Raw genomic sequence first — 24,062 nt, 5'->3', positions numbered from 1 at the left:
ATTATGGTTAATCCAAAACTCATTGCCCTACTTCCTGATCTTGCTTCGTTTATCTTAGTGGTAAACGAAGGCAGTTTTACCGCTGCAGCCAAACAACTCGGCGTCACGCCATCGGCTTTAAGTAAGTTGATCACACGATTAGAGCAAGCCCTCTCGGTCAAATTGTTTGAGCGCACGACTCGTAAGTTGATCATCACTCAAGCTGGGCAAAAGGTTTACGACCAAAGCATTGCAATGGTGAATGCCGCGCAGCAAGCCGTTGAGCTATCTGCGGAAGATCATGCCGAGCCAACAGGCGCACTCACAGTAGCAGCCCCTGAAGCATTTCTTAATTCGGTGCTTCAACCGTTTGTGTTGCCATTCCTAGAACGTTATCCAAATATACAGCTTAAGCTGCGTGCAGCAGATGGTGAGATCGATCTGTTCCGCCAAGGTATTGATGTCGCCTTTAAGCTCACCGACAAACCCGATGAGAATCTAGTGCTCAAAGAGATCAGCAAGACCAATCTTGTTTTGTGCGCTTCTCCAGATTACCTCACCAAACACGGTATGCCTGAGCACCCAACCGAGCTTGAGCAGCACGATTGTATTTACCTTGCCGAGAACGACAAAGACAACATTTGGTCGTTCTTTAAAGAGGAAGCCTTTCATTCGATTGCAGTAAGCGGGCGTTACGCCGTCAACCACTCTCAAATGCGCTTGAATGGGGTTAAGTCTGGCTTGGGAATTGGGATCTTCCATGACTTCGTGATCAAAGACGCGTTAGAGCAAGGAGAAGTGATGGAGGTTCTGCCGGATTGGATGATCAAGAGTAACTACCACGGCGCTATCGCGATGCAGTATGCACAAACCACATACATGCCTGCTCGTCTGCGCGTGTTTATCGACTTCGTTAAGGAGCATTTAGTCTCCAAGGATACTAACCATGTTTGAAGAGGCTAACCATGTTTAATGCTATTCATCACGTCGCGATCATTTGCAGCGATTACTCAAAGTCAAAACGCTTTTACACTGAAGTGTTGGGATTAAAAGTCATTGCTGAAAACTATCGTGAAGCCAGAGACTCCTACAAGCTTGACCTCGCTTTACCTGACGGCAGCCAAGTGGAACTGTTTAGCTTTCCGGGCGCGCCAGAGAGACCGAGCTTTCCTGAAGCACAAGGGCTACGACATCTCGCGTTTTTGGTTGATGATGTTGAACAGGTGAAAGCTTACCTAGAATCGAATGACGTTGAAGTTGAGCCAATTCGTATTGACGAATTCACAGGCAAAGCCTTTACCTTCTTCCAAGATCCAGATGGCTTACCGCTGGAAATTTATCAGAAATAAAAAGAGCCAGCACTTCGCTGGCTCTTCTACTATTCCACTCTTTGTCTGTTACTAATTCAACGCTGTTTTCAGCTTCTCAACGCGGTTGAACAACAGCCAATCCAGTGCGAGAACCGTAACAATCGCCAAACCGCCCATCGGGAACGCCAGACACAATACTACCAACGTTACTAAACCAAGCTTCCAAATACCGTCTTGCTGAAACTTAGGTGGCGCACCCAATGCAGCACTGCGACTTGGTCTACGAATCCACCACATCACAACCCCAGTGATTGAGATTAAAATGAACGCCAGACAGAACACCACGTTGAGTACTTTGTTAAGTACACTGACATCACCTTGGTGCAATGACACACCTGCCGCCATGAACTTGGCAAACAAACTGTAATCTTGCCACGTGACATCCACCAACAAGCGACCGGAATATTGGTCAAAGTGGCTGGTGCGATCTTGTCTTGGGTCGGAAATATCGCCGCCCATGGAGTTAGCTGCAACGGTGTAAACGCCCGTCTCAGAGCGTGGCAAAAACAGCTTATAGCCAGTGAAGCCCATCATTTCAGCCTTGAGGATAATATCATCAATAGAGAGCGCATCATGGTTGCCTGCGTATGCCATCTCTTCCTTCATATTGGCATGATCATGAGCGGGCTTATCTTTCGATTCTGGCACAGCAGCAAGCTCTAAGTTCCATGGCATCTCTTCTGAAGCACCGTGGTTAAGATCTTTATGTGTCAGTGTGGATTCCGGTTTCTCACCCCATGTGTAATAGGTTGGGAAGGTATTCCAAGCTTGCACCATTTTCGCCCCCCAGATCCCTGCCCACGACAATCCTGAAATCAAAAAGAACAACAGAACAAGCGACAGTACACCACCTAAATTCGCATGCAGGTCACGCATCAAAATTCGAGGGCCATTGTTAAGGCGAATTTTCAAAAAGCCGGCGCGGCTGGCGTTGTCTCTCGGTAACCAAAGGTACAAACCAGACACCAACAGCAAAATCCCCAGACTTGCGGCGATTTCAATCAAACGGTCGCCTAGGTCGCCGATGAGCAACGTGCCGTGAATGCTGTTCATCAGTTCATAGATGCTATCACCACGATTAATGGTGCCTTGTACGTCTCCTGTATAAGGATTTACTGCAACAATCAGCGAGCTGCCTTCTTGGTTTTGAATCGAGAATCGGTTGGCCATATCGGCCGCTTTAGCAGGTACAAATTGAGTGACATTAAAATCGGGATACGCCTGCTTTACGGTTTCCAGTTGTGCAGATACAGGAACCATTTGCTCTTGTGGTGAAACTTGCAATGTCGCTTCGTATCGAGCCAGTTCGATTTCGTCATCAAACAACATTACCAACCCTGTGAGGGAAAGCATGAGCATAAATGGAATGACGAACAAACCTGCGTAGAAGTGCCATCGCCACGTCATAAAGTAGATGGATTTTGCGCGTGAGGCTTCCTTGAGTTGAGGCTTTGCCGAGTTTCTCAACATGTGTATTTTCCTTTTTTCATTCTTGAACACCCAAATTCAGCCAAACGCATCCTGCACATACGCATTCGTATGCGGTGCTATTTGACTTAGATTTGGGAGTACCACTGCTCGAAGTGGCAGTGTTATGTGACTTTACTTGTAATGGTTTTTGTTATGAGAAAAGGAAAACTGGCGGCGCTCTAGGAACTGGTGTTTCAAATCGCACACTTAGAGCCAAATAAGCGTAGCTGTCAGAAATCACCAAGCTCAGTCTTGAGAGTATTGGTGTCGTTGGAAGTGTATCGTGATGAAAAGTCGAGAAGTGGCTAAAAGGACAAGGCTTACCTTTGTGGCTGACAGAATTGTCGCCCTCTTCTATTTGAACCAACTCAAAACCGTTAAGCGTACATAACGTCGCCCACACGCCCATGCTGTTACCATGAGCATTGATAACAGGCATCAGCGTCACTAGCACCCAACTGAGAGCACTAGCAAATAACATCGAGCGGTAAAAAGGAATTAATCTACGCATAACGGTGACTTAACAAATTTCACACAGCGTAACCAATTCTGAGTGGTAGCTCAAAAACAGGATCAATAAGTGGCTGCTACCTCACAGGTTTTCTTGAATACCTCGATTGACAGGCACAAAAAAGCCCGCCGAAGTGGCAGGCTGATGGTCATTTCTTCAAGTTGGATAAACGGTTAGCTAAACAGTTTGCTCCAGATACTTGGGTTGCGTTTGTCGTGGTACTCTTCACGAAGGCTATCGATTTCACGCAGTTGAGCTTTTGCTTCTTGTAGCTTGCCTGCATCAAGATCCGCTTCAATCTTATCTAGCGTTACCGTCAGCTTGTTAAAGCCTTCTAAGTAAGTATCAAACTTCTCTGGTGGGTAATTACCACGCTTAGATTGTTCAACAATCGCTTGCAAGCTATCAATCGCAGATTTCATGGTTTCAACATCAGACGCTTCCGCCGCCTGTTTGAATTCCATCTTCATCTGTTTCATGTTTTGTTTTAAATCAACCGCTTCTGCCATTGCGTATGTTGAGCCAAACGCAATCGCACACCCTAGGACTAAAGGACGTAACATTTTTCACTTCTCCATTTATAGTGCCGAATTCTGTGTCGGCTTTATTCACCCAAACAACCTACGCCATAAGAGGCGAAAAACTAGCTTAGTTGAGTATTTCCGGGTCGCAGTGTAAAGCAATCTGGCGTCGGGTGCATACCTTAAATGTAATCAAGTTTATGCGTTGAGAATGCTGTCATATTCTGCAATTGGTTTACGGCCTCTCAAAGCTAAGAAAGACAAAAACTGCTGAGCGGTGTGAGTAATCACTTTCTTGCTATCAATACCCACTTTGTCCATTAACTCTCCAACCAAATCCAGATTACCAACATCGTGACAGAAATGCGCGTCACTGCCCGTGGTGAAGAAAACACCGAGATCTTTCCCGATTTGTGCAATCTCGTGGCAACGGTCTACGCTGCCTACTCGGCTGTTGCCTTTCAGCGTGGTGTTATTAATTTCAATCGCGACATTGTGCTCTTTCGCGCACGCTAAAACGGTCTGAAAATCAAAGTCGAAATTTGGATTACCAAGATGACCGAGCGCATCAATACGACCACTCTGAATGACATTAACAAGTGCTTCCGTGTGAGTTTGCTTGTTTGCAGGACGAAAAACGGGTTCATGAAAACTCGCGATCACCCAATCTAAGTTGCGGTCCACACTCAGTGGAATATCAATGTCGCCTTCGGTATTCATAATGTTAGATTCAACGCCACGAATAATCGCAACGCCTTCAAGAAAGCGAGGCAGAATTTTCTGGTTAGAGAAGAACCAGTAATGAGGCGCACCCGGCATTGATTCTGCGTGATCGGTCGTGCAGAACATATCCAGCCCGTTCTCTTTTGCCAACTTTGCATTTTCAATCAAGGTACTGTACGCGTGACCACTTGCGTACGTATGTGTATGGGTATCAACTTTAAATTCCATCATCCACTCTCTTAGGTGCGCTATCTTGCGTGCTATTGTATACCTTCAGGCAACGCATCGTCAGCCCAAGATAAGCAAGAACCCTAAGCTTGCTCTTCACTAATGGCTTTTATCAAGGGTAAAGCTTTTTCCCATCCGTGATTAAACATGGAAACAAAGTCGTTGTGAGTATGAATGGTAACATTGAGTAGTAAACGATCGTTGTTGGTATCGATCTGGTAGATCTCTCGCGATCCGATCCACCTAGATGCTAGGTCAGCATCGAGTTGTTGACGATTATCCGGATTAAAAATGGCAACATGATGAAATTCAAGTTTTTGAAGCGGTAGCACCGTATCTATGATCGCCCTTGTCCCGCCCATATCTGGATCAAAAAAAGTGATGCCACCTCCTTCTTCCCAAGCTCCTTCAAATTGAGACTGCGGTGAAAAGGCTTGTGCCCAACGTTTATACAACTCAACATCGGTTAGCACTTCCCACACTCGTTGCGGTGTCGCCGAAATTTCGACGTAATAATTTAGCGTAAGCATGATTTCTCTCCCTGAACCTTTCTTGACGCTAGCCCATACTCAGGAAAAATCAAACCACACGACCAATTTATCTACCTGCCCCCTTCATTTTCCGACAGACTAAGAAGTTCTCGCTTGTAAACCGCCACTGCGATGCGCCGTAAAACGAACCCAACATGTGTTCAGTATGATTGCGAGCACTATTAAACTCATCCCAACAATTTGACTTTGACTCATTCGGTCTTCAAAAAACAGGCTCTGCCAAACCGCAGTGAACAATAAGTTAGTAAAAATGAGTGGCGCAAGTTGAGAGCCACTGCTTGCCAGTTTATATGCTTTGGAGCGAAAAACTTGGGTGTTAATGATCATCAGAGACATCATACCGATCCACAGCGTATTTGAAGAAATCTCAGGCGCCATAACACTCATATTAAGTAACGCGTCGAAGTCATTAAACAAAGTTAGCGGCAACAGAAATACGGCAGCAAAACCAAACGCCCAAAAGTTGATTTCTAGCGGCGACATATTTGTTTTACTCACTTTATATAACGTAAGCTGAGAACCAGAATTGAAGAGTCCACCAGCCAAGCCGAGCAATAAATCCGCTCGCCATGTAATCTCACTTCCACCGCCCGCCAACATAACCACACCAGTGAACGCCATTGCTAAAGCCGCCAATGTTGAAACACGAATGCGCCCCCTCATGAACAGCTTTTCAACCAAGGGAATAAATAATGGGCCAGTAGCAAACAACACAACCCCTTCAACGAGCGTTAACGTTTGTAATGACGCGATAAAGCAAAGTTGTGACAAACCGATACAAAGAGCACGCAATAAAATAGGCTTTAGCGTGCCCGCTTTAGGAAAGGTAAGGTTTTTCACACGAAGTAAGATAAGTAAGATAAGCGCAGGCACCAAAAAACGTAAGAAGCTAAATAGTGTGACGGAAAGTTCGCCTGACAACTGCTTTGCTAACAGTCCAGTAACAGATAAGCTTAACGTAGACATCAACATGAAAAGGATAGATTTATTTACAGCATTCATTCAATACTCCTTAATATATGGAGCATTTTAAAAGACATCACTTATCGTAAATAGCGAGTAATATTAACCATTGATGTAAGAAAAACTTACAGTTTAACTTATCTATCACCAGCTACGGTTTTTAAATTATGCGGAAACTAGTCCCCTTAAAGTCCATCTACGCATTTGTTGCAGTAGCTGAGTCTGGCAGCATGACAGAAGCAGCACAGATATTAAGTGTGAGCCACTCAGCCGTAAGTCAGGCAATTAAATCGCTGGAGAGTCAAGTCAACAAGCCTCTGTTTGATCGCATAGGCAGACAAGTTCAACTCAATGCGGACGGTAAAAAGTATTACAGAAAGGTGGCACCCGCTTTAGAGCAAATTGTCGATGCAACGGAAGCACTCATCCAAGATCAGAATTTGCAACGTGTTACGCTCAATATGGTGAATTCATTGGCTCTTCACTGGTGGATTCCTCGAATGTCAGATTTACAAGGGTTTGCTCCTCAATTAGACGTTCGTTTATCAAACCTGTCTGGCAGATTCAATTTAGAACAAGAAGGTATCGACGCGGCTTTGGTGCATGGAAATCCCGAAGAATGGCAGGATTACTACTGCGAAAAGCTCAGTGAAGATGAACTGGTTTTGGTGTGCAGTCCTGAATTGATAGCGAAGACAAAGGACTCAAACATCACTCAACTCTTAAAGCAGTACCCCATCATTGAAGTTACTAACGAACGAAGAAAAAATGACTGGAACGTGTGGCTGGACGCGACGGGTATCCAGCGACCTAAAAATAAAAAACCAATCACTTTTAACATGTCGATACAAGCCGTCCAGGCCACAACTCGTCGTTTGGGGTTATTGGTCACTCATCGCTTGTTTGTGAAGGATGACATCAAATATGGTCAGCTAATCGAGCTGGGTGAACCCGTCATTAATCCTCATCAACAGCTTTACTTTGTATGCCCGCCACACAAGCTAAAGCTTGAATCGTTTCATCTGTTGCGATCTTGGCTACAACAATCATTCAACTATTAGAAACTTTTGTTAAGCGCATTCACTGAAAAACTAGTATAAAGTTAGAAGAGCACTTTTCATCCAAGGATGGTTTATGAAGCAGTATCAAATATGGCTAAGCGCACTCTGTTTTGCAGTATCTTTGAGTACGACCGCTGAAGTAGAAAATGATAACCGCCTTTCAGAACAAGGGATCTCCACGGCAATTATTGGGGGTCAGCAGGCTACCCAAAACCAACTTCCTTTTTTTGCACGTCTTATTCTACATAAAACTGGCGCGAATCAGTTTGCCAATATTTGTGGGGGAACCATTGTAAACGACCGCTTCATTTTAACTGCGGCCCACTGCGTAGAACCAAGCGTTTTTACTGACGGCTGGACAATCAACGACCTACGAGTGTTAGTCAAAAACCCTACGATGAATGACGTGTTTGTTGAAGAATTCAAAGATGTTCGCTCTATCACGATTCATCCTGATTATGTGCCTAGCGATTTATGGATTAATGACATCGCTGTCCTTGAATTGACTAGACCTATCACCGATAACGTCCAATCCATCACTTTACCGCAAGACTTTGGAGACTACAGCAGCAAGTCAGTTTATCAGATATTCGGTTTAGGTCAGACCTCAACCAATGATGAAAGCCCCCCTAACTATTTACGCTGGGCAGAAGTAAAACCCCTTACCGACACCCAATGCGTTTCGTTGGTAACAGGGTTTAACGCTCAGGAAAGTTTATGTGCGAATGGATTTCCTGAACGAAGCTACACTGGCATCTGTCGTGGTGACTCAGGCGGTCCTCTCACCTATCAAGACAATAATGGCATGTATCAGCAAATTGGCATTGTGAGCTACGGTTCTTCAGTTTGCGAATCCGCTGCGATTCCAAGTGTGTTTACCGAGATTTTGAACTATGCAACATGGATTGAGACCCAAACCAGCTCAGGTGTAAAAACCAGTTATAACGCCCTCTTAGCAAGTTCGGAAGATTATCATAGCGAAGGGGACTCTGGCTTTGAGCCTGTCGATACCAACACATCTGGCTTTGGTAACAACGGCAGCAGTGGCGGCGGTGCTCTCGGATCAGGGTTGATCATGCTTGGAGGCTGGTTTGGTTGGCTAAGACACCGCAGAAATTATTCGCGCTCCTAGTAGCGTCAACAAGACATCATAATATCTTGCGCTTAACGCGAGAGTTAATGATGTCTTCAATCATCTTTTGCTCTTTTTTCGCTTTTTCATAGTTCTGCTTAGTACGCCAACGTTCAAGCACTTTTTCTAACCCTTGAACGCGTGCGTGCTTGTGTTCTAGCGTTTTCTGTACAGATGCACATTCCGCTTGCATAACGGCTTGCTCTTGCTCGTGGTGACGAAGCATTCTTTGTAGCATTTGGTCAACACGATTAAAGTTCATCAAAGCCGCGCTCGTCAGCGTCGGGCCGGTTCGGGTTGATTGTCCAGCGTGGCCTTTCAACGCCGACAACTGTTCCAATTGCATTGAAAGATGGGAGTGACGCTGACGCATGGCATCAAGTTGTTGACCCACACGGTCACGCTGTTTTTCTTCCATTTGCTGTAACTTGCCTACGGCTTTTAACTTGGATTTCATTTCAGCCTTGTCACTCCCATTTGATTAAGCACTTTGAAAAAGCTGCGCGAGCTCGGTCAAACTGGTTGGGTAATCTACAGACTCGTTGGCAGCTTGTTGTAGATATGCACGCAAATTTGGATACATAGCAACAGATTGATCTAACTCAGGATCTTGTCCTGGTTGATAACCCCCTAATGGCAGTAACTCTTTAACCTGAAGGTAGTTGGAGTACATTTGACGGAAGTTATTCGCAATCGTGCTGTGTGCGTCCTGCGTACAAGTATTCATACAACGGCTAATAGACGCGTTGATATCTATCGCGGGATAATGCCCTTGCTCAGCCAGTTGACGCGATAAAACGACATGCCCATCTAAGATGGCGCGCGCGGAATCCACGACAGGATCTTGTTGGTCGTCCCCTTCTGCCAATACGGTATAAATTGCCGTTAAGCTACCATGTTGATTTTCACTGTTACCCGCTCGCTCTAGGAGTTGAGGTAACACGCTGAAGACTGAGGGCGGATAACCACGAGAAGCTGGAGGCTCACCGAGCGAAAGAGCGATTTCGCGCTGTGCCATGGCGTATCGGGTTAGAGAGTCCATCAGAAGTAGAACGTCTTTGCCTTGGTCTCGGAAATACTCTGAAACGCGATGACAAAGTAGTGTCGCTCTTAACCTCATTAGCGGGGATTCATCAGCAGGAGCCGCGATAATGATCGCTTTCTTGCGCGCTTCTGGGGTTAAGTTTCTCTCAATGAACTCACGTACTTCTCTGCCTCGCTCACCGATAAGCCCGACCACAATTACATCGGCCTCCGTGTTTTTGGTGATCATCCCCATTAACACACTTTTACCGACGCCACTGCCAGCCATCAAACCAATACGTTGGCCTTTGCCTACCGTCAATAGTCCATTAATCGCTCGCACGCCTACGTTGAGTGGCGTATCAACTGGGCGTCGCTTCAGTGGGTTAATCGGTTTTGGTTCAAGTGAAACTCGATCACCCCCCTTAAGCGGTGCCCCGTCATCTAACGGCTCACCTAAACCATTCAGTACGCGTCCTAACCACTGAGAGCTTAGCTGCACGGTACTGTCACCATCAAGAGGGATGACTTTTGCACCTGCAAACAGACCGCCTAAACGGCGGATAGGCATGAGGTAAGCAATAGTGTGTTCAAAGCCCACAACTTGCGCTTCGATCATATCGCCTTCCGCGGTTTCTACGAGACAACGCTGCTCAAGCTTAAACCGACACCCTACGGCTTGTAACATTAAGCCGTTTACTTTTATCAATCGCCCTGTTACGCGAGCAACAGGGATTGAATCGAGCGAAGCCAAGGCTTCGCTCAAACGCTCACTTAATAGTTCATGGCTTAGGGTATTACTCATGCTCAGACTCTACCTGTGGAATACTGACTTCATCCAAAAGGTGTTGCTTTACATTGTCCATACAGGCTTCCAAACGAGAGTCGCAGCTCGCATCCGCTTCTGCGTCATCAGTCACTAACTGACAGCCACCAATAGGAAGCTCCGTATTAGGGACCAGTTTCCAAGATTGCGGCAAATCAGCATTGATGTGAGTAATGCGCTCTAAATCTTGCGGATTTAAATGCACAGTTACTGTTTCCGCTTTACCAGGCATGGCAGACAATGTCTCGTCCACCAAAGCTAGGATCTGCTGAGGCATTAAAGTGAGCTCGGCACGAATCACTTGCTGAGCTACCTTTTGTACCAGTTCACAAATCATATGACGTTGTTGCTGCTCTTTTTCATCCTGCCAACGAGAAAGGGCGTGAAAAAGTTCATTGACAGGCTTCGCCGCCTCCAAAAAGCCTTGCTTTCCAGACTGCTCACCGGAAACAAAGCCTTTTTGGAAACCTTCTTTTTGGCCTTCCAACAGACCTTGTTGCTTGCCCTGTTCGATACCTTGGCGTAAGCCTTCCTCATGTCCTTGTTGCAAACCTTGTTGAAAACCTTCTTCAAGTTGCTGTTGGATATCAATTTGAGGTTCTTGCCAGCCTTGGTTATCTAGCCCGAATTCGTCTTCGATAGTCTTAGGTTGCGCTAAAGGAGGAAAACGGTGTAAACGATACCCGCTCGGAGGCAATCGCATAGTACTTGATTTTATCTCTAGCATGACCTTACTCCACCGTTGGCTCTTCATAGAGAAGCAGCTGAACTTCACCAGATTCATCCAGCTCACGTACCATTTGCATGATGTCTTGACGTGCTTTTTGAACTCGACTTAACGCAACAGCGCCGCGTGCGTCCATGTCATCTTCTAGCGCTTTCACCATACGTTGCGGCATTGAACGCTTAATAGCTTGTTGTAAGGTAATATCGGAACCTTTTAGCGCAACTGCCCACAACTCTAGCGGGATTTGCTGCACCAACATGTCCATAGTTTCTTCGCGTTGTCGGCCAAGAACCATAAAGTCGAACATGTTTTCTTCAATTGCATTAACAACATCTTCATCATGCAACTTCAGCATTTCCATCAATGAACCACGGTCACCTTCAAAGCGGTTAATGATATCTGCTGCTTGCTTAACACCTGATAACGGCGTGCTTTGACTTGCGGATACTTTTTCGATGCAACGCTCAACGAGTTCATGCAAATCAACGGCAACTTGATGATCGATATCTTGCAATTGAGCAATACGGAACAAGATTTCGTCATGGTAATCTTGTGGCAAGTGCTTCAATACCGCTGAAGAGCTGTCTGCTGGCAAATACGCTAGAAAAATTGCTTGCATTTGTGGGTGCTCGTTCACAATGAAACGAGCGAGAGTTTCTGCTTCCACCCACTGTAAGCGCTGCATATTGTTGCGAATTTCATCGCCATATAAGGTATTTAATAACCCTTTTGCCAAATCGTTACCCAATGCTTTACGCAATGTATTAGATAGGTATTCCTTAGAGGCTCCTCGAATACCGCTGTGCTCACGGAAATCTTCAAAGAAAGTTTGAATAACACCACGAGCAGAATCGCTCTTAATGCCATTTAACTTCGCCATTGCACGAGTCACACGCTGGGTTTCATCACGGCTAAAGTGTTGCAAAACCTTCGCTGCGGCATCCTCGCCCATGCCTAATAGCACGAGCGCGGTTTGTTCAACATAACTAAGCGTCTGCTTTGATAGAACTGTGTTCATTGATGTTTACCCATTGTTTCAGTATTTCGGCTACGCGCTCTGGCTCTTCATTAGCAATAAGCTGTAGGTGTTTCAATTGAATTTCTAATGGCGAGCCTGCTGGCGGTAGCATGTCGCTGTTTACATCTAAACCTGAAGAGGCTGAGATGCCTTTTTCAGATAGGCGGCGATCAAGTACTTCTTCATGCTCGCGTTCTTCACGCGTTTGCAAGTTTTCGTAGTCAGGTTCTTCCTGAGGCTCAGCAAAATTTAGCTCAGGCACAGGTTTATCAACGCCAGTTAGGTGCATGATTAATGGACGCAGTACGAAGAAGATCATCGCCAAGCCTAACAAGCCACCAATAACGTAGCGTATTGGCTGCTGTACTGTAGGGTCTTGCCACCACGGCAGTGCAGGAGGAGCATCAATTTCAATTGGGGTGAAGTTGAAACTCATTAAACTTAAGCTGTCACCTCGTGTGGCAGAGATACCAACAGCATCCATGATCATGTTTGAGATTTGCTCTTTATCGGCTTCACTCCACGCGACACCATCTGGCGAAGCTTTGGAGTTCAACAGAACCGAGACACTAAGCTTTTCTATTTGGCCTTGTTGGTATTGAGTACGACGAACACTGCTCCCTACAGCATATTGACGATTCACTTCAGATCGCGCATTCGTGTTTTGGCTATCGTTCGTTTCCACTTCACCAGATCCTGTCACTGGCGGTTGGTTACTTAGAGAACCAGGAACACCCAACGCAATTTGATCAACCGAGTTGTTATGAATGGTGTGCTCATTACGCACAACCGGTGCGTTATCCAAAATTTCTTGTGTTTCTTCAACTTGGCTAAAGTCCAGATCGGCAGCGACTTGTACTCGGAAGTTACTCGGCCCCACAATCGGCGTAAGCATATCTGCTGCGCGTTGGATGATCTGTTTTTCAACACTCTTCTGGTATTCAAGATATTTCGCATTTACTTTACCAGCTTCCGCAGAAGCGACATCCGCACTAAGAAGACGGCCATACTGGTCAATGACAGAAACAAATTCTGGCTTCATTGCCGTGACACTGCCGACCACTAGGTTAATGATCGCTTCAACTTGTTCAGGCTTTAAGTCTTCACCAGGTTTGAGCTCAAGCATGACAGATGCTGAAGGATTCTCACTGTTTTGGCGGACGAATAGAGTTTGACGAGGTATTGCTAAATGAACACGCGCGTTCGCTACTGAGTTCAAAGACATGATAGTACGTACTAACTCACCTTCTAAACCATGACGATAACGCGCCGTTTCCATAAATTGGCTCGTACCAAGAGAGCTATCTTCCTTGAGCGAATCCAAACCTGTCGGCAGCTTAGCTTTAACACCTTTTGATGCAAGCAACATGCGTACCTTCGCAACCTCACCTTCTGGTACAAGAACTTGTCCATTTTGCTCTTGCATGCGGTAGCTTACGCCTTCGCTTTCTAATACCGACACAATTTCGCCGATATCAAAACGCTCTTGCTGGCTATAGAGCGGACGAAAGCTCTGCGAGGAACTCCATAGTGCAACCACAATAATCGCTGCAACAATCGCAGCTAACACCGCAGATAGCACTAAGTTTCTCTGACTGCTAGACCAGATTTGCTTCAGCTTCGTTGTCACATCGTCCATGCCGTTGGCAGTAGAAAATGTCTGTGCTGTGCCGGTAGCCATAGCTGTGTTTCCGGCGACTTGGGGGGTTAGTTCTGACATGAATTACACCGGCATCTTCATAATATCTTCAAATGAGGTCACGACTTTGTTGCGCACTTGCATCAAAGCATTAAAGGACAAGCTGGCTTTTTGGCTCGCGACCATTGCACCAACTAGGTCATCACTTTTTCCTGTTTCTACGGCCGTCATTTTTTGACTAGCCACTGATTGATGTTGATTCACTGTATCCAACACATTTGTCATCGCTTGTGAGAACGATAAAGGTGCGTTTAGTGATTGTTGATCTAAAGGATTTGCACTCACGATAAACTCTGGCGGCTGCACTTGTGCCTGCATCGCCTGCATTTTTGACAACATAAGTTGCTCTGCCGAGACCGCATGAGTAGGTTGACTTGCCATCTATTTTTTCTCCTATTAGGCAGCCGAGCCTAGTGCCGACTGTAAATCAATACCATGTTCTCGCATTGCTGCGAGCTTGTAGCGTAGCGCTCGAGTAGAGACTCCAAGCGCGTTTGCGGTTTTCGTTCGGTTTCCACCAAACTGACGTAACTTTTCCAAAATAAACTGATATTCAGCTTGCTTCTTCGCTTCTACATGACCAAAACTTGAAGTTGGCTCTGCTGTAGGAACTGACGCGACAAGCTCAATAGGCAGCATCAGGTCATGGGCTGTAATGTAATCACCATGACGCATGACCAAAGCGCGTTGAATGATATTTTCCAACTCACGAATATTGCCCGGCCAGTGATACTGACTCAGCGCACTAATCGCATCTTGGGATAAGTGACAGCGGCTGCTATCTTGATACTTTTCAATAAAGAATTGGCTAATCGGTAGAATGTCCTCTTTTCTTTCACGCAAAGGCGGCCAGTGCAGAGGCAGCACATCTAATCGATAATAAAGATCTTCACGGAACGTGCCTTTTTGAACTTCCTCACGTAAGTCTTTGTTGGTTGCCGCAATAACACGAATATCGAGCTGAACGGCTTTATGGCTACCAACACGTTCTACTTCACGCTCTTGAAGGACGCGTAACAATTTCGCTTGAACCGCAGGTGACATTTCACCAATCTCGTCAAGCAGAATCGTCCCGCCATTTGCTTCTTCAAACTTACCGCTTTGAGAATTTGTCGCTCCGGTGAACGCGCCTTTTACATGACCGAATAGCACAGCCTCTAACATTGACTCTGGAATGGCGGCACAGTTAACCGCCACAAATGGACCATTGATACGCGGAGAGTGCTCATGCACATATCGCGCCAGCACTTCTTTACCCGTTCCCGATTCACCTGTAATAAGCACACTCGCGTTAGTACATGCTGCACGATGCGCCAATTGCAGAACTTGTTTGCTTCTCCAAGACTCCGCAACAATGTTGGCCATTGGCTTACCTAACGCTTCAACACGTTTAAGCAGATTAACCAACTGATTAGATTCAAATGGGCGTAATAGATAATCAGTAGCGCCCGCTTTCATCGTCTCAGCAGCCAAGATGCCTTGTTCTTGATCGACAATCGCAATAACAACACCCGAATTTCGCTGCTTTTGGTGACACGCGACAAACTCACGAACACACATATCCGGCAGCGTAGAGCTCACTAAAGTGATTTCTGCTCGCTCTTCAAGCAAAGCGCCTCGACCAGTACGAGTGTGTTTCGCGGTGTAACCTGCATTTTGCAACACATCCAATACTGGTTGAGCAAGAGCTTCATTTGGCTCAACCAACAAAATTTTCGTTTTCGTCATCATTGAACCTTAACTTTCGTTTGTTGATTTTGTGATTGTAGATCTGGGTGGTGTTTCGTAGCCGTATACTCGTTGTCCCTCACTAAACGCAGGGTGACACGTCGGTTTTTTGCTTGGCCATTAACCGAGTTATTGCTGGCAATTGGGTAACGTGAACCATGAGCTCGTGTTTCGATCATCGACTCGTCGACCCCAAGCTCAATCAAAGCATTGGTGACTTGCTCTGCTCGAGTACGTGACACAGAAAGGTTCGTTAAACTTGAACCAACGTTATCGGTGTGACCGTCGATGAGGATTTTGGTCACTCGATCATCCACAGATACATAGCTATACAGCGCTTCTAGTGTTGCTTTCTGTCCACGACTTAACGTCTTCTGACCAAACTCAAATGAGAGCGCCATATCCCTTGCCTCTGAAAAAGACAATTTAGGCAATCGCGCGCGACACGCATTAAATGATTTCAATGCGTTTTGAATTTGAAGAGTAGGAATCACAATTTCTGAAACAGAGGAAGCATTACTTCCTTTAAGTGACAGCGTCACCCAACTACCCGAAGCAATTGAATCCATGAATTCTTCAGCGCCTTTATTAAAGATGAAACGCTGAGACGGCTTAGTAAATTCAAGGGAGCCAAATTCTTTCCTATAAAGCTCATCACTCCAAGGAGCATTTTGAGTTGTTAAAGCAATCGTTTTCCATTTATTGTTTTCATATTCTATATCGGAAATAAAATAGAATTTATTATTAGGTTCCGCTAGGAAATAAAACTTCCCATAGTCATTATTTAATTGCAACAAGTTGCATTTGAATTTATTTCCCTCATATGTCCATTTAGAGAGGTCCATAGGGATTGTTAAGACTTCTTCTGAATATGACACTTTTGAAAAAATAAAACTGATAACAATAATTGTGTTACAAATTATCAAACGGACATGATTCATGTATATCTTACATTCCCATGACTTAAACCGTTTAATTAAATATGCCACCAAGCCGAGAGAACTGGCATAGCTAATCATTTTAATTACCTATTCTGAATATTAAAATTGGTTACAAAACGCTCAAGAGAGCACGCTTAGCCTCCAACGGAAGCTTTAAGCATAAAAAACAGTATCTTATAATTTATTTATTTGAAGTTGTTGTTACGCCATAAAGGCAATTTAAAAAATCTATAACAACTAAAACGCTCAACATTGTTATTTTATTTATTAAGAGATTTATAAAGAAAACTAACTCTTTTTAAATTTCATTAAAAGATTATGACTATATGAACAAAGCAACATGTGAACTAAAGTCACAATCTTAGAGTTTGGAGCTAAAAGATCATTAAAATTTCTGTGTAGACTACACGCCATTAAGTTAAAACACTTTCGATTGTTAACGCACGGTAAAATATAAATGGAAAATAGAGTTAGCGAGCCTATTTCTGATAGTCAACTACTTGATGTAGAATTATTAGGCAAACCTATTCATATCATTCGTGAGAAGCTCGATAATTTAATTTCAGAATCTTGCTCAAACCTTACGACTGAATTACAAAATTGGCTCAGCACAGGAAAAGTGGAAGCTAGCTTAACCTCAGTAGACTTGCACCGCTTTACATCGGTTGAGATGGACAAAGAGCAAACGTCGACCTATCAACATCAGGAAGGCGGCATGGTATTCATCCATGGTAACCCTCACACGCTAATAAAGTTGGCTGATAGATTTTATGGTGCAAGTGCAGAGCGTTCAGCCGCTACTCTGACGGCCAGTGACTTACGTTTACAAGAGCGCATCAGTCGAATCATCATCGGTTGGCTTGCTCCTGGTGAAATGTGGGACACGGGTGAGTATGAGACCCCTAGAGGTATTGGCATTAACGTTCAATTAAACATTGCGTTTGACGATCATCAAGGCTCAATTCATCTCAAGCTAGATGGTCATCTTATTCAAACGCTAATCGAGCAGCTTGAACTGCAGCCTGATACCGATTTGTTTCAACCTTTCTGTCGTTCTTTAGAGACGACCCCCGTTCGACTGAACGTTGTTCTAAGTAAAAAGAAGATGCCTTTAAGTGATGTGGTTGGCTTACAACCCAACGATATTTTACCTATTGAGCTTCTTAACACGGTTCCAGTAAGCATTGGCAACCAATCTCTATTTACAGGTCGTATTGCCGAGCAAGACGGCCAACTTGTTTTGATCTTTAACCCTGATAAGGAACCGCAGCGATGAGCGAAGCGCTAGAAACTAATGCATTCGACGCAGAAGAACTGAACTTTGATGATTTTCAATTAGAAGACTTTGAAGCCGAAGATACGCTCCAACAAGAACCAGCCACTGCGGAACGTGACCTTAGCTTTTTCAAAAGCATTCCTGTCACAGTCACGCTGGAAGTTGCGAGTAAGGAGATCCCACTTGGGGACTTAATGAAAGCGGGTGAAGGCACGGTTATCGAGTTGGAAAAGCTCAATGGCGAGCCTTTAGACGTGAAAGTAAACGGTTCTCTTATGGGCCACGCTGAAGTTGTCGTTGTCAATGATAAGTATGGACTTCGTCTGATCGATGTACATGACTCTGCATTGAGTGGCGTTGGTCAATAATCTTAGGTAGGCATCACAATGAAAAATCTGAGCGCTTGGCACCGTTGGTTACCTCTTTTGGTATTGGTGTCACTTTTGTTTGCTTTCCCAACAATGGCGGCTGACAACGGCTTAACTATCTTGTCCGTTTCTGATGGCGACACACAACAAGAATACAGCGTTAAACTGCAAATTCTGTTGTTGATGACGGCGCTCAGTTTTCTTCCAGCATTTATTTTGATGGCGACGAGCTTTACTCGAATTGTCGTTGTCCTTGCGATTTTGCGCCAAGCTCTTGGTCTTCAACAAAGCCCACCTAACAGAGTGTTGGTCGGGATCGCTCTCGCATTGACGTTACTGATTATGCGCCCTGTCTGGAGCGATATTTATGAAAATGCGTTTCAGCCATACGACAACGGCGAAATCACGCTAATACAGGCTTTTTCTGTTGCAGAGAAACCAGTGAGAGAGTTCATGTTGGCACAGACGCACCAAAGCTCTCTTGAACAAATGTTACGTATTGCCAATGAGCCTCTCGACCAAAACGTTGAGGATATTTCATTTGCCGTTGTCTTGCCTGCATTTGTCATTAGTGAACTGAAAACCGCCTTCCAAATTGGTTTTATGCTTTTCATCCCGTTTTTGGTCATCGACTTGGTTGTCGCCAGTGTCCTGATGGCAATGGGTATGATGATGCTATCACCTTTGATTGTCTCACTTCCCTTTAAGTTGGTGGTATTTGTACTCGTGGATGGTTGGGCAATGACAGTTGGCACCTTATCTGCCAGCTTCGGTTAACTAGGAGCAGTTATGACCCCAGAACTAACCGTAACGTTATTTTCCGATGCAGTATGGCTGATCATTTTGATGGTTGCCGTATTGGTTGTTCCAGGCTTAATTGTCGGTTTGTGTATCGCCGTATTTCAGGCTGCCACACAAATCAACGAGCAAACACTCAGCTTTTTGCCACGTTTGCTCGTTACCTTATTAATGGTGATTTTTGCAGGTCACTGGATGCTCCGTAAGATCATGGAACTGTTTGATTTCTTGTTCCACAACATACCAGGGATGATTGGCTAATGGCCATCACATTTGCAGAGCTCTCGGCGATACTCGGTCAACTCTGGTGGCCGTTTTTTCGTGTGGGAGCCGTATTTATTTCAATGCCTTTCTTTGGTGATGCAATTATTCCTGTTTGGGTTCGTACTTTACTGGCCCTCTCGATCGTTGTCATTACTGGACCGTTAATGCCACCCATGCCACAAGTCGAATTATTCTCTATGACTTCCCTGTTCCTTGCTTTTGAGCAAGCTATTTGGGGGGTAATGTTTGGGTTAATTTTGCACATGCTCTTTAACGTTTTCACCATGCTTGGTCAGGTGATTTCTCTGCAAATGGGCTTAGGTATGGCGATGATGAATGATCCTATTAACGGGCTTTCTGTCGCCATTTTGGGACGCATATTTCTGATTTTCTCAACCTTGTTGTTTCTTGCGCTAGAAGGACACTTACTCGTCATAGATATCGTGATTCAAAGCTTTGTTGTTTGGCCAGTCGGATCTGGTATCACATCGCTTTCTCTGCAAGGTGTTGTCAATATTTTCGGTTGGATGTTTGCCTCTTCACTAGCTTTGGCTTTACCCGCTATTGTTTCCATGCTTCTAGCCAACATCAGTTTTGGTGTAATGAACCGAGCCGCACCATCACTTAATGTCTATGCGTTAGGTTTTCCTATGACGATGCTGCTGGGTCTATTCAGCGTATTAATCTCAGTTTCTGGTGTTCCTGGTCGCTACACGGCGCTCGTTCACGACACCATTAGACACTTGAGTAACTTTATGTTGGGGGGAGCATGAGCGATCAATCTTCTCAAGACAAAACTGAAAAAGCGTCACCGCAGAAGGTAAAGAAAGCCCGTCAGGAAGGACAAATTCCTCGCGCGAAAGAGTTTACTACTGCGGTTATATTTCTAGCGGTGGCGCTCTACTTTTACTCTCAGCTTAATAGTATTTGGGAAAGCATGTCGGGTATCTTTCGCTACAACATGATGCTGACGCGAGCCGACCTAGAAAATCCTAAACAACTTGTCGAGCAATTGGGACAAAGTTTAGCAGTCATCATCGACATGCTATTACCATTGTTTACCGTCATTATTATCGTGACCTGTGGTAGTAGCCTTGTGCTAGGCGGCTGGATGTTCCGTCCCGCGAACGTGATGCCAAAGCTCAGCAAAATTAATCCTTTGAGCGGGATAAAGCGCATTTTTTCGACCCGCTCAGTGGTTGAGCTCTTAAAGTCGACGTTCAAAGTAGCCGTGATCTTCGGCATCTTATATGGCTATTTAGACAACCACTTACAGCCATTACTTGGCATGCAAAACCTCCCACTCAGCCAAGGTTTTTCTCTAGTAATGTCCATTCTGTTTGAAGGCTTACTCTTAATGGGCTTCGCCTTGTTGTTATTTGGGGTTATCGACATTCCTTATCAGCGTTGGGAACACCTAAAAGAACTCCGCATGACGAAACAAGAATTGAAAGAGGAATTTAAAAATAATGAAGGTCGTCCGGAAGTAAAACAACGTATTCGTCAAATACAGCAACAGTTTGCGCGCCGTAAGATCGATAAAATGGTGCCGACGGCTGACGTGATCATCACAAACCCAACGCACTACGCAGTCGCACTGAAATACGAGCCTTCGCTTTCTGACGCGCCCTTTGTCGTCGCAAAAGGCGTAGACGAAACTGCTATGCACATTCAACGTATCGCCCGAGAAAACAAAGTGGAAATCATTAACTCCCCGCCACTTACCCGTTCGATTTATCACACGACGGCGATTGAACAAGCAATCCCAAGCCAACTGTACATCGCAGTGGCACATATTCTTACTTACGTTTTGCAATTGAAAGCCTTTCGTAAAGGTGAGGGAAAAGAGCCAATTCCTTTACCTCATTTTTCGATTCCAAAACATTTGCAGCACTGATTAACCCGCGTTTATCCAAGGACACGAAAGTATGCTTAACCGGTTAAAACAACTTCAAACATCAACCAAAGGCTACGTTGGCATTCCAATCGTCTTGCTAATGATATTAGCAATGGTGATTCTTCCTTTGCCTCCTCTGCTACTGGATGCGCTGTTTACCTTTAATATCGTCTTAGCAATCCTAGTATTGCTGGTCAGCACAACCGCAAAGCGACCATTAGATTTCTCTGTTTTTCCAACTATTTTGCTGGTCGCAACATTATTACGCCTCACATTGAACGTGGCTTCTACGCGAATTGTACTCCTAGAAGGACATAATGGTGGTGACGCAGCGGGTAAGGTCATTCAAGCATTCGGTGAAGTCGTCATTGGCGGTAACTACGTCGTTGGTATGGTGGTGTTCGTCATCTTGATGATCATCAACTTCGTCGTAATCACCAAAGGTGGTGAACGTATTTCTGAGGTTTCAGCCCGCTTTACGTTGGATGCTTTACCAGGCAAACAAATGGCAATTGATGCCGACTTAAACGCTGGCCTTATCGATCAGGAAACGGCTCGCTTACGCCGTAAAGAAGTCGCCAACGAAGCCGATTTTCATGGTTCGATGGATGGTGCATCAAAGTTTGTGCGTGGCGATGCCATCGCAGGTTTGTTGATTCTGTTTATCAATATCATTGGTGGTATCAGTATTGGTGTCTTCGAGCATGGACTCGCTGCGTCTGACGCCTTTAAAACTTATGCCCTACTCACAATCGGTGATGGTCTAGTTGCTCAAATTCCTTCACTACTATTGGCAACGGCTGCCGCGATTATCGTTACGCGAATTAATGATAGCGATAATGGCATGTCGGAAACCATGCAAAAGCAATTACTGGCAACTCCTGCAACGCTATTTACTGTCGCAGGTATTATGGCGGTAATCGGTATGGTACCGGGTATGCCACACCTAGCCTTTTTTGCGTTTGCTGGCGCATTAGCGTTCGCAGGGTGGCGTCAAACCAAGAAGCCAGTGCAAGACTCCCAGATTGAAGAGGTCGAAGCACTTTCACAAGCAATGCAAGACGATGATACACCGCTGACATGGGATGATATTCCTCACGTCCAAACATTATCACTTGCGCTTGGTTATCGACTCGTCCATCTAGTCAACAAAGAACAAGGGGCTCCTTTATCACAACGTATCCGCGGTGTGCGTCGAAACCTTTCTGAACAAGTTGGCTTTTTATTACCTGAAGTTCGTATTCGTGACAACCTGAGCCTCAAGCCAAACCAATACACAATTTCTCTAAATGGCGAAGTCATTGAGCAAGGTTTTATTGAACCAGAGCGTTTAATGGCGATAGCGGTTGGCGAAACTTACGGTGAGGTAGATGGCATTTTGGGTAGCGATCCTGCTTATCAGTTGCCAGCTGTGTGGATTGAGCATCAAGATAAAGCAAAAGCACTTAATATGGGTTACCAAGTTGTCGATGATGGCACTGTTATTGCCACTCATATTAGTAAAATCATGAAGACAAACCTTGCAGAATTGTTTACGCACGACGATGTGGAAGCAATAACCCAGCGTTTGACACAACAAGCCCCGAAACTAGCAGAAGCATTAGCAGCAGCACTTAATCCAGCGCAGCAGCTGAAAGTATATCGTCAGCTTTTATTGGACCAAGTGCCACTAAAAGATATTCGCACGATTGCCAACACAATGTTGGAATCCGCGGAAAATACAAAGGACCCGATCCTACTTGCATCTGATGTACGCTGTGCACTAAAGCGTACGCTTGTTAACTTAATTGCAGGACAAAAGAACGAGTTAAATGTCTACGCACTGTCTGATGAGCTAGAACAAATGCTACTAACTTCACTGCAACAAGCACAATCTTCTGGTACGGTAACACTAGATAGCTTCCCAATTGAGCCAAACATTCTTGGTCAGTTCCAACAAAACTTGCCATTGATCAGACAACAGCTTAAGCAACAGGGGCTACCTCCGATCCTTCTCGTTATGCCACAGCTGCGCCCTCTTCTAGCGCGTTACGCTCGTACATTTACACAAGGGCTGGCAGTATTGTCTTACAACGAAATCCCAGAAAACAAACAAATCAATGTGGTAGGAAACCTTGGTTAATCTTATTTCAACACATGCGATGTACGAACATTTGGTTGGTCTCGCAGTACAACATATCGTCACGGATGACGATCAATTAGTCTTTGATGCTTTAAAACACAATGATGTCCAACACGCATGCCAAGCAATTAGGGAAGCTCAATCAGGGGAAGTAGAATTCCAACACCTGACGTTGAGATTTGGTATGCGTGGAGAACAAAGTGTCTATCAATTCAAACTCTCTGAACAAATGCAGTACTGCCTGGATTTGTTCAGTCTTTACCTTGCACTAAGACAAACACAATTTCAGTTAGAAGCCTTTCACCACGACTTGATTAGTAATGTTGTCGTGCCGATTCGCGTTGATGCATTACTGTGGGAGCCTGGGGTTTATTTTCTCGAACAGACGATTCAATTCCACTCTTCTGCTTTTCAACATGTGATTCCTTCTCTTCAAGCTGATGAAACGTTATGTGATCGTGATAAAGTCGCCACACTCACCAAAAAGTTAAAAGAGAATGCATATTCACTTTGGTTTGAAGTCGCGACATCGCAAGTGAACTTCGAGCGCGTCGCAGACTTTAGTCCCGATATGATCAAATTGTCAGTCACACTAGAAGATAAAGAAGAAAGACACGCTTTCCTACCTATTGCTAAGTTCTTAAGAAAGCATAAATATACTTGGGTTGCCGGACGTGTAGCGAGTCAAACGGAACTTAACCGTTATCGTTTATTGGGTGCCAGTTATTATTTTGGTTATTTCAGCGATATCCCAACCTCTCTCTCCTTTCAGTCTTTTGATGAGGAATAGGGCTTTGTTGCTTAATTCGATGAGAAGACATGGTAGCCCCATGTTGTTCAGTTCTTAAACAACATACTGAGTTTCA

The 24,062-nt window shown here is 44.9% G+C and carries 26 protein-coding genes; 12 read left to right on the top strand and 14 right to left on the bottom strand.

All coding sequences use genetic code 11. The features are described from left to right. The first annotated feature begins 3 nt into the window (after nucleotides 1-3). Together R7070_RS17245 and R7070_RS17240 are read left to right on the top strand one after the other, a co-directional pair. Nucleotides 4-933 carry a LysR family transcriptional regulator gene (locus R7070_RS17245; RefSeq protein ID WP_318141263.1) on the top strand — a complete coding sequence of 310 codons (930 nt, stop codon included), beginning with the start codon at nucleotides 4-6 and terminating at the stop codon, nucleotides 931-933. A gap of 11 nt (nucleotides 934-944) precedes the next feature. Then, nucleotides 945-1,328: a VOC family protein gene (locus R7070_RS17240; protein ID WP_039975779.1), complete on the top strand. Its 384-nt coding sequence runs from the start codon at nucleotides 945-947 to the stop codon at nucleotides 1,326-1,328. Between the two features lie 51 nt (nucleotides 1,329-1,379). On the opposite strand, the gene R7070_RS17235 is transcribed toward R7070_RS17240, so the two are convergent. From R7070_RS17235 to R7070_RS17210, 6 genes are all read right to left on the bottom strand, one after another. Then, nucleotides 1,380-2,819 carry a PepSY-associated TM helix domain-containing protein gene (locus R7070_RS17235; protein ID WP_256900242.1) on the bottom strand — a complete coding sequence of 480 codons (1,440 nt, stop codon included), beginning with the start codon at nucleotides 2,817-2,819 and terminating at the stop codon, nucleotides 1,380-1,382. A gap of 151 nt (nucleotides 2,820-2,970) precedes the next feature. Next, complete coding sequence (locus R7070_RS17230) at nucleotides 2,971-3,330, bottom strand: hypothetical protein (RefSeq protein WP_122069469.1); 360 nt, start codon at nucleotides 3,328-3,330, stop codon at nucleotides 2,971-2,973. Between the two features lie 173 nt (nucleotides 3,331-3,503). Further along, nucleotides 3,504-3,893: a cytochrome b562 gene (locus tag R7070_RS17225; RefSeq protein ID WP_256900241.1), complete on the bottom strand. Its 390-nt coding sequence runs from the start codon at nucleotides 3,891-3,893 to the stop codon at nucleotides 3,504-3,506. A 156-nt stretch (nucleotides 3,894-4,049) separates the two neighbouring features. Then, a complete protein-coding gene (locus R7070_RS17220) occupies nucleotides 4,050-4,802 on the bottom strand; it encodes a phosphatase (RefSeq protein WP_005375066.1) in 753 nt (250 codons plus the stop codon). Nucleotides 4,803-4,885: 83 nt separating this feature from the next. After that, nucleotides 4,886-5,332 carry an SRPBCC family protein gene (locus R7070_RS17215; protein WP_005375065.1) on the bottom strand — a complete coding sequence of 149 codons (447 nt, stop codon included), beginning with the start codon at nucleotides 5,330-5,332 and terminating at the stop codon, nucleotides 4,886-4,888. 99 nt (nucleotides 5,333-5,431) lie between these two features. Continuing rightward, nucleotides 5,432-6,355, bottom strand: coding sequence for a DMT family transporter (locus R7070_RS17210; protein WP_053307934.1), 924 nt, complete (start codon nucleotides 6,353-6,355; stop codon nucleotides 5,432-5,434). A gap of 128 nt (nucleotides 6,356-6,483) precedes the next feature. On the opposite strand from R7070_RS17210, the gene R7070_RS17205 reads away from it, so the two are divergent. Both R7070_RS17205 and R7070_RS17200 read left to right on the top strand, forming a co-directional pair. Beyond that, on the top strand, nucleotides 6,484-7,377 hold the full coding sequence (locus R7070_RS17205) for a LysR substrate-binding domain-containing protein (protein WP_033906699.1): 894 nt from the start codon (nucleotides 6,484-6,486) through the stop codon (nucleotides 7,375-7,377). Between the two features lie 73 nt (nucleotides 7,378-7,450). Next, the gene (locus R7070_RS17200; protein WP_017634716.1) at nucleotides 7,451-8,509 is read left to right on the top strand and encodes a S1 family peptidase; all 1,059 of its coding nucleotides are present in this window, start codon (nucleotides 7,451-7,453) and stop codon (nucleotides 8,507-8,509) included. A 16-nt stretch (nucleotides 8,510-8,525) separates the two neighbouring features. On the opposite strand, the gene fliJ is transcribed toward R7070_RS17200, so the two are convergent. The 8 genes from fliJ to R7070_RS17160 are packed head-to-tail and all read right to left on the bottom strand — an operon-like array spanning nucleotide 8,526 to nucleotide 16,549. Continuing rightward, a complete protein-coding gene (fliJ, locus tag R7070_RS17195) occupies nucleotides 8,526-8,966 on the bottom strand; it encodes a flagellar export protein FliJ (protein ID WP_005384016.1) in 441 nt (146 codons plus the stop codon). A gap of 24 nt (nucleotides 8,967-8,990) precedes the next feature. After that, nucleotides 8,991-10,337 carry a flagellar protein export ATPase FliI gene (gene fliI, locus R7070_RS17190; protein ID WP_005375057.1) on the bottom strand — a complete coding sequence of 449 codons (1,347 nt, stop codon included), beginning with the start codon at nucleotides 10,335-10,337 and terminating at the stop codon, nucleotides 8,991-8,993. Next, nucleotides 10,330-11,085 carry a flagellar assembly protein FliH gene (gene fliH / locus R7070_RS17185; RefSeq protein WP_064354936.1) on the bottom strand — a complete coding sequence of 252 codons (756 nt, stop codon included), beginning with the start codon at nucleotides 11,083-11,085 and terminating at the stop codon, nucleotides 10,330-10,332. The genes fliI and fliH overlap by 8 nt, the downstream gene beginning before the upstream one ends. A gap of 4 nt (nucleotides 11,086-11,089) precedes the next feature. Further along, nucleotides 11,090-12,103, bottom strand: a complete 1,014-nt coding sequence (locus tag R7070_RS17180; protein ID WP_005375048.1) for a flagellar motor switch protein FliG — start codon at nucleotides 12,101-12,103, stop codon at nucleotides 11,090-11,092. After that, nucleotides 12,072-13,823 (bottom strand): flagellar basal-body MS-ring/collar protein FliF, encoded by a 1,752-nt coding sequence (fliF, locus tag R7070_RS17175; RefSeq protein ID WP_005384024.1) that lies wholly within the window; start codon nucleotides 13,821-13,823, stop codon nucleotides 12,072-12,074. The genes R7070_RS17180 and fliF overlap by 32 nt, the downstream gene beginning before the upstream one ends. Before the next feature lie 3 nt (nucleotides 13,824-13,826). After that, complete coding sequence (fliE, locus tag R7070_RS17170; RefSeq protein ID WP_005375045.1) at nucleotides 13,827-14,183, bottom strand: flagellar hook-basal body complex protein FliE; 357 nt, start codon at nucleotides 14,181-14,183, stop codon at nucleotides 13,827-13,829. 15 nt (nucleotides 14,184-14,198) lie between these two features. Further along, nucleotides 14,199-15,530, bottom strand: coding sequence for a sigma-54 interaction domain-containing protein (locus R7070_RS17165; RefSeq protein ID WP_165935329.1), 1,332 nt, complete (start codon nucleotides 15,528-15,530; stop codon nucleotides 14,199-14,201). Beyond that, a complete protein-coding gene (locus R7070_RS17160; RefSeq protein ID WP_248525440.1) occupies nucleotides 15,530-16,549 on the bottom strand; it encodes an OmpA family protein in 1,020 nt (339 codons plus the stop codon). Before R7070_RS17160 ends, R7070_RS17165 begins: the two co-directional genes overlap by 1 nt. Nucleotides 16,550-16,928: 379 nt before the next feature. Between R7070_RS17160 and R7070_RS17155 the strand changes: the two genes are divergently transcribed. From R7070_RS17155 to R7070_RS17120, 8 genes are read left to right on the top strand one after another with little or no spacing between them, the layout of a single operon-like run. Further along, nucleotides 16,929-17,747 (top strand): FliM/FliN family flagellar motor switch protein, encoded by an 819-nt coding sequence (locus R7070_RS17155; protein ID WP_005375039.1) that lies wholly within the window; start codon nucleotides 16,929-16,931, stop codon nucleotides 17,745-17,747. After that, nucleotides 17,744-18,115 carry a flagellar motor switch protein FliN gene (fliN, locus tag R7070_RS17150; RefSeq protein ID WP_005375038.1) on the top strand — a complete coding sequence of 124 codons (372 nt, stop codon included), beginning with the start codon at nucleotides 17,744-17,746 and terminating at the stop codon, nucleotides 18,113-18,115. Before R7070_RS17155 ends, fliN begins: the two co-directional genes overlap by 4 nt. Before the next feature lie 18 nt (nucleotides 18,116-18,133). Further along, nucleotides 18,134-18,892: a flagellar type III secretion system pore protein FliP gene (gene fliP / locus R7070_RS17145; RefSeq protein WP_005375037.1), complete on the top strand. Its 759-nt coding sequence runs from the start codon at nucleotides 18,134-18,136 to the stop codon at nucleotides 18,890-18,892. 12 nt (nucleotides 18,893-18,904) lie between these two features. Then, nucleotides 18,905-19,174 carry a flagellar biosynthesis protein FliQ gene (gene fliQ / locus R7070_RS17140; RefSeq protein ID WP_005375036.1) on the top strand — a complete coding sequence of 90 codons (270 nt, stop codon included), beginning with the start codon at nucleotides 18,905-18,907 and terminating at the stop codon, nucleotides 19,172-19,174. Continuing rightward, nucleotides 19,174-19,950, top strand: a complete 777-nt coding sequence (gene fliR / locus R7070_RS17135) for a flagellar biosynthetic protein FliR (protein WP_005375027.1) — start codon at nucleotides 19,174-19,176, stop codon at nucleotides 19,948-19,950. The genes fliQ and fliR overlap by 1 nt, the downstream gene beginning before the upstream one ends. Further along, entirely contained in the window at nucleotides 19,947-21,074 is a 1,128-nt protein-coding gene (gene flhB, locus R7070_RS17130; protein ID WP_005375025.1) for a flagellar biosynthesis protein FlhB, read from the top strand. The genes fliR and flhB overlap by 4 nt, the downstream gene beginning before the upstream one ends. 31 nt (nucleotides 21,075-21,105) lie before the next feature. After that, nucleotides 21,106-23,196, top strand: coding sequence for a flagellar biosynthesis protein FlhA (gene flhA / locus R7070_RS17125; protein WP_005375024.1), 2,091 nt, complete (start codon nucleotides 21,106-21,108; stop codon nucleotides 23,194-23,196). Between the two features lie 19 nt (nucleotides 23,197-23,215). Further along, on the top strand, nucleotides 23,216-23,986 hold the full coding sequence (locus R7070_RS17120) for an EAL domain-containing protein (protein ID WP_005375023.1): 771 nt from the start codon (nucleotides 23,216-23,218) through the stop codon (nucleotides 23,984-23,986). Nucleotides 23,987-24,062: the final 76 nt, after the last annotated feature.

The sequence above is a fragment of the Vibrio sp. 1557 genome (assembly GCF_033340175.1).
Classification (GTDB): Bacteria; Pseudomonadota; Gammaproteobacteria; order Enterobacterales; family Vibrionaceae; genus Vibrio; species Vibrio alginolyticus.
Note: the sequence above shows the minus strand (reverse complement) of the source record. Positions and strands in the feature narration are given on the sequence as shown.